5 protein-coding genes are annotated in these 6,288 nt (G+C 73.9%); 1 reads left to right on the forward strand and 4 read right to left on the reverse strand.

From position 1 onward, the window contains the following. Positions 1-315: 315 nt before the first annotated feature. On the forward strand, positions 316-1,110 hold the full coding sequence (gene purC / locus QR78_RS20475) for a phosphoribosylaminoimidazolesuccinocarboxamide synthase (protein WP_048429422.1): 795 nt from the start codon (positions 316-318) through the stop codon (positions 1,108-1,110). Between the two features lie 127 nt (positions 1,111-1,237). Here purC and QR78_RS20480 read toward each other — a convergent pair whose 3' ends face one another. Genes QR78_RS20480 through QR78_RS20495 form a run of 4 tightly spaced genes read right to left on the reverse strand, consistent with a single transcriptional unit; the run spans position 1,238 to position 6,001 of the window. Continuing rightward, on the reverse strand, positions 1,238-2,860 hold the full coding sequence (locus QR78_RS20480; RefSeq protein WP_048429423.1) for a glycosyltransferase family 2 protein: 1,623 nt from the start codon (positions 2,858-2,860) through the stop codon (positions 1,238-1,240). Further along, a complete protein-coding gene (locus QR78_RS20485) occupies positions 2,857-4,830 on the reverse strand; it encodes a glycosyltransferase family 2 protein (protein WP_048429424.1) in 1,974 nt (657 codons plus the stop codon). The genes QR78_RS20480 and QR78_RS20485 overlap by 4 nt, the downstream gene beginning before the upstream one ends. Before the next feature lie 8 nt (positions 4,831-4,838). Then, entirely contained in the window at positions 4,839-5,462 is a 624-nt protein-coding gene (locus QR78_RS20490) for a hypothetical protein (protein WP_048429427.1), read from the reverse strand. A gap of 20 nt (positions 5,463-5,482) precedes the next feature. After that, positions 5,483-6,001, reverse strand: coding sequence for an invasion associated locus B family protein (locus QR78_RS20495; protein WP_420865494.1), 519 nt, complete (start codon positions 5,999-6,001; stop codon positions 5,483-5,485). Positions 6,002-6,288: the final 287 nt, after the last annotated feature.

Here is a 6,288-nt window from a genome sequence, read left to right on the forward strand (position 1 = left end):
GGACGGCGAGCTTAGGTCACGGGTGGCGCCGCCGTCGAGGCGGGGACCCCGCGCCCGCGACATGCCGCCCCCTCCGGCCACGCTTGCATCGGGGGAAAGCCATGCGCATATCGTCGCGACCAATGACCGCCATTCATCGCAGCGGCGGCCGGGCGCCTCCCGGGCGCTCCGGCTAACGCGTTGTGCTGCCTTCGCGGTTCGGGTATTTTACCGCCGGCCGCCGGGACGCCCCGGATCGACGCGTCCCCCGGCCCGACCTTCTCCTGAGAGGTCGCCGCGCCGCGGGTCCCACACGTCGTCAGGAGCCTCGGCCCCATGGACTTCCTCAAACCACGGTACACGCCTATGAACCGCCGCCGTCGCATCTACGAGGGCAAGGCGAAGGTCCTCTACGAGGGTCCCGAGCCCGGCACGCTCATCCAGCATTTCAAGGACGACGCGACCGCCTTCAACGCCAAGAAGCACGAGGTGATCGACGGCAAGGGCGTGCTGAACAACCGGATCTCGGAGTTCGTCTTCCAGCACCTCAACGACATCGGCGTGCCGACGCACTTCATCCGCCGGCTGAACATGCGCGAGCAGCTGATCCGCGAGGTCGAGATCATCCCGCTCGAGGTGGTGGTGCGCAACGTGGCGGCGGGCTCGCTGGCGACGCGGCTGGGCCTGGAGGAGGGCACCCAGCTCCCGCGCTCGATCATCGAGTTCTACTACAAGAACGACCAGCTCAACGACCCGATGGTGTCGGAGGAGCACATCACGGCCTTCGGCTGGGCGACGCCGCAGGAGATCGACGACATCATGGCGCTGGCCATCCGGGTCAACGACTTCATGTCGGGTCTCTTCCTCGGCGTCGGCATCCGCCTCGTCGACTTCAAGATGGAGACCGGCCGGCTCTGGGAAGGCGACATGATGCGCATCGTCGTCGCCGACGAGATCTCTCCGGATTCCTGCCGGCTCTGGGACATCAAGAGCCAGGACAAGCTCGACAAGGACCGCTTCCGCAAGGATCTCGGCGGCCTGATCGAGGCCTATTCCGAGGTGGCCCGCCGCCTCGGCATCCTGGGCGAGAACGAAAAGGTGCAGACCGGCGGGCCGCGCCTGGTGCAGTAAGCGCCGGCACGGCCGTCCGGTCCGATATGACGGGGTCGCTTCCGAGAGGGAGCGGCCCCGTCGCCGTTTGGGCGACAAGGCTGTCCGCGGACGAGGGAACCGGGTTCCCTCTCCCCGCGGCCGGGCCTCACCGCAACGGTGCCTCCGCCCACGGCCGCAGCCTCTCGTAGGTCCCCGCCCGCGGATCGAAGCCCGGGTGGTACCAGGGATCGGCGGCGAGCCGCGCCCCCCAGCGCGCCCGCAGCGCCGCCACCTCGGCCTCGTGGCGGAGGCGGGCTTCCGGATTCCAGCGCCGGCTCGCCGCCTCGTGGTGGTGGAGCACCGCGCCCGACACCATCAGGGTCCGGTAGCCGGCCGCGTCGAGGCGCAGGCAGAGGTCGACATCGTTGAAGTCGACCGCGAAGGCCGCCTCGTCGAAGCCGCCGACCCCCCGGAACTTCTGCGCCTCCACCGCGAGGCAGGCCGCCGTGACCGCCGAGACCCGGTGCGTGACCCGGAGCGTGGCGAGGTAGCCCGGCGCCGTCCCGGGGAAGTGGCGATGGGCGTGGGTGACGAGGCCGCCGGTGCCGAGCGCGATGCCGCCGTGCTGGATCCGCTCCCGCACGTCGAGGAGCTTCGCCCCCACCGCGCCGACCTCCGGCCGCAGGGCCTCCTCGGCCATCCGCCGCAGCCAGTCGGACTGATGCGCCACCACGTCGTTGTTGACGAAGACGAGGAGCCTGCCCCGCGCCTCCGCGGCGGCCCGGTTGTTCATCGCCGCGAAGTTGAACGGGCCGGGGCAGGGTAGCACCCTGACCCCCTCCCCAGCGAGCCGCTGGAGATAGGCGAGCGTGCGCGGGTGGCGACTGTCGTTGTCGCAGACGATGATCTCGAGGGACGGCCAGTCGGTGTGGGCCCGGATGCTCTCGATGCAGGCGCGCAGCAGCTCCACCCGATCGCGGGTCGGAATGACGAGGCTGGCGAGCGGCGGCGCGGGCAGATCGCGGCGCAAGGTCAGGAGACCGCCGGCAGCCTCGACCCGGCCTGCACCCGCGAGATGGCGCTCGGCCAGCATCCGGCGCGACGACGCCCAGCCCTCGGGCGGGGAGGCCGCAGCGGGTGACCAGGTCGAGAGGAGATGTGGGAGGTGGCGGACGGCGGACGGGTCCTCGGCCGCGAGCCGCAGCAGCAGGTCGGCGGCCTCGGCGCCCGGCAGCGAGGAATCGAGCCCGAGGCGGTCCAGCGCCGTCCGGCGGAACGCGACCACCGGGCCGACATAGTCGGCGGCGAGCAGGTAGTCGGGATCGAAGGCCGGGCGCAGCACCGGCAACCGGGGCTCGCCCCCGGCCCCGAGGACCGCCGCATCGCCGTAGAGCGCACCGAGGCCGGGATCGGCCGCGAACGCCTCGGCGATGGCGGTCGCCGCCCCCGGAAGCAGCCGGTGGCCGGGCGCCGTCAGCACCACGATGGCGGCCAGCGCGGCGGTGCCCTCGTGAATCTCGTCCGGCGTCGCGACGCGCAGGCCCGGCACGGCCTCGGGATCGCCCGGGGCGATGGGCGGCGGGACCAGAGCGTGCCGGGCCCCCCACAGGATCGCCGCCTTGTCGCGGGCCCGCACGCGCTTGCCGGCGAGGAGAGCCCGGGCGACATCCCGGGCCTCGCCCGGGCGCTTCAGCGCCAGGAGCAGCCGGACGAGCCAGCGCCGGGCGGGCCCGGGCTGCCCGTCCGCGAAGCGCAGGAGGTCGAAGGCCGGGTGAGGCGGCAGCCTCATTCCAGCTCCTCCCCGAAGGTCGTGACCGAGAAGGCCGGGTGGTAGTACGGGTCGTCGCGGATCACCGCCCGCCAGCGGGCCGCGAACCGGTCGCCCTCCGCCTCGAACCGGGCCCGGGCCGGGCCGACGCTCGGTCCGCGGCTGACCGATTCGTGGTGGGCGAGCGTGGCCCGCGGCGTCCAGACCGACCTCCAGCCCCGCGCCCCGAGGCGCAGGCAGAGATCGATGTCGTTGAAGTCGATCGGAAAGGCCTCGGCATCGAGGCCGCCGACCGCCTCGAACTTCTCGCGCGTCACCGCCAGGCAGGCGGCGGTGACGCCCGCGACCTCGTGCGCCACGGTGAGGCGGCGCAGATGCCCCGGCGTGTCGGCCGGGCGGTTGCGCAGGATGTGCCCGGCCCGGCCGCCGAGCCCGACCACGACGCCGGCATGCTGGATCCGGCCGTTGCCGAACAGGAGCTTAGCCCCGACCGCACCGACCTCCGGCCGCAGGGCCTGGCGCACCATCGCGGACAGCCAATCGGGGTGCAGCACCTCGACGTCGTTGTTGAGGAGTACCAGGATCGCGCCGCGGCTCGCGGCGGCGCCGTCGTTGACGAGGCGGGAGAAGTTGAACGGGCCCGGCCGGTCGAGGCGGCGCACCCGGGAATCCGCCGCCCACTCGGCGTAGAGTGCCGCCACCGCGGGATCGGTCGAGCCGTTGTCGACGATGACGAGTTCGATCGCCGGATAGGCCGTGTCGTGCAGGACGCCCCGCACCGCAACGCGCAGCAGGTCCGGCCGGTCGCGGGTCGGCACGATCACCGAGACCAGGGGCGCCGGGTCGGGCAGCGGCCAGTCGAGATCGAGGACGTCGCCGCGACGCGCCAGGACCGCCGGCCCGCCGGCCCGCCGCAGCGCCTCCGTCAGGTCGGCCGCGTGGCCGTCGGGGTCGGGCGCGTCCGGCACCGTGCGGCAGAGGATGCGGGGGATACGGCGGACCCTCTTCGGCTCCGCCAGGGCCGCGGCGAGGAGGAGCGCCCGGGCCCCCTGCTCCGGCGCCCAGCGGCTGCGTGCCGCGAGGTCCGCGGTCACCAGTAGCGGCCGACCGGGATAGAGGGTCGTCAGGGCGAGGTCCGGGCTCCAGCCCGGCTTGAGGGCGGGGCGCAGGCCGTCCGGCGTCTCGGTCTCGCTGTCGGCATAGGCGAGGTCGGCCGGCGTCTCACCCGTGAAGGCGGCGGCGAGATGGGTGAGCGCATCGGGCGCCAGTTCGTCGCCCGGCCGCAGATGACCCAGCGCGACGCCGGCCGGCAGCCCCTCGCCGGAGATCCGCGGATCGGCGGGGATGCCGGCGGGAACCGGGCCGCGCCAGCACAGGGCGAGGCGCCAGTCGGCATGGTCCTGGGCCATCAGGGCGGCGAGCGTGCGCCGCACCGCCCCGGCCTCCTCCGGCAGCGCTTCGAGGATCAGGCCGAGGCGCGGCAGCGGACCGGCTGGCGGCTGATCGAAGCCGGGTTCGACCGGCCGGGTCCGAGCCGCCTTCCAGGCCGGATAGCGGGAGAGCGGCATGACTCCGGCGGCGATGCGCAGGGTGTTGCGCAGGCGGCGCGCGTCGCGGCGCAGCCACTGGTAGAGCGCGACCGGCAACTTGTCCGGGCGCCGGCGGGCGCACAAGGCCAGCATGGCCGGGCGGGACAGGAGCCGCGCCTCGACCCGAAATCCCTCCGCCGGGGCGGCGAGCAGGATCGCGGTCGTGCCGGGCGGCACCGGTCCGAGCCAGGTCGCGCACCCGAGCACCGGGCCCGGCAGCAGGGCGTCCTCGTGGCTGCCCTCGGCGCGCACGAAGCGCAGGAGCGGGCGCACCGGATCGGCGAAGCGGTCGAGGGCGATGTCGAGGGCGAGCCACCGCCCGGCCGTCGGCCGCCCGGGGATCAGCGCGCGGGTGAAGTCCGGGTCCGGGTGGGGAACGATGCGGCAGGAATCGGACGCCACCCGGGCGGTCAACCGTCGGCCGGCGGCGGCGCGGCCTGCTTGCGCCGCGGCGCCCGCGCCGGCTTGCCGATGGCGCCGAGGCCGACCTCGATGTCGAAGTCCTTCGCCTGGGCGGCCGGCACGACGATGCCGTCCTCGATCACCGTGAAGGAGCCGCTGGCCTGGCCGGCGGGAATCGTCACCGCGCCCTGGTGGGTGCGCCGGGCGAGGATCTGGGTGCCGTTCTTCACCGTGATGGAGACGGGCGCGTTGAAGCGGCCGGGTGCGCCGCCGGGGCCGAGCAGGACGACGCCCTGGACGCCGACCGACACGACCGTGCCGCCGTTCGGCCCCGGCCGGCAGGCGCGGCTGAGCTGGCCCAGCCGGATCTGCGTGCGCACCGTGCCGCCGGCCATGGTCTGGAGCGAGGAGCCGCCCTCGGTGACGTCGATGATCGGGCAGTAGACGTCGTCGGGGCTCGGCGGGGCCTCCGGCGGCTTGGTGGTGCCGCCATACTTGAAGATGTTGACGAAGGGGTTGCCCTCGTCCTGCGGCGCGGCGGTCTGGGCCTGCGCCGGAGCCGCGAGCACGCCCAGCGTCAGGACGGCGCCGAGGCTGCAGGTGCCGAGGCTGCGGAGACAACGAGCCGTCACGGTCCTCTCCCGGTCGTGGATCACTTCAGGCTGTCGAAGCCTTCCTTGAACCCTTTGAGGGACAGGGGGATGCCGACCCCTTCCTCGGGCGTCTGGAAGACGATGAAGGTGGCCTGCTGGCCGGTCTTGAGCTGGGTGATGAGCTTGTCGTCCATCACCACCTCGGCGACGCAGCCGGTGGAGAGGCAGCGCACGAACGAGGTGCGGCCGATCTCCGCCTGGTCGACCTTGAGGCCGAGGCCGGAGGGCAGCAGCACGCCGAGGGGCGCCACCACCCGCAGCAGCGTGCCGCGGTTGTCGGCGGTCTTCAGGACGATGACCACCAGGGAGAGGTTCGGCCGGTCCTCGGCGGCGACGTACTGCACCAGGGCGCATTGCTCGGCCTTGGCGCCGGCGGGCGTCTCGCAGCGCAGCTGCCAGTCGTCGAAGGTCTGCTTGACCGCGCCCTGCGCCAGGGCACCGCCGGCCGGCAGCCCGAGGCCCGCACCGAGGGCGAGCCCGAGGGCGGCGGCCCGCACCCGGCGTCCGATCCGTCGCACGCTGTCTCCCACGCCGCTCACCGCTCCGCTGCCCCGGCCACGCGCCGGTCCGGGGGCGTTCCGACCACGGGGCCGGGATGCTGTCAAGCCGAGGCGCCGATCCGGACCCCGCGGACGGAACCCGTGCGCGCGAGCAGGCTTAGCTTAATGGCAGGCGGACGACGGGCCCGGCGCCCTCCGGCCGTTAGGGGTTTCGCACGGTTCCCGGTCCATACCGAGCGGGAGCACGGGGAGCCCCGTTCCCCGCACCCCCCGCGGGCGCCGGGCGTCGGGCTCGGCCGAGATCG

This window comes from Methylobacterium indicum (assembly GCF_001043895.1).
In the GTDB taxonomy this organism is placed as follows: domain Bacteria; phylum Pseudomonadota; class Alphaproteobacteria; order Rhizobiales; family Beijerinckiaceae; genus Methylobacterium; species Methylobacterium indicum.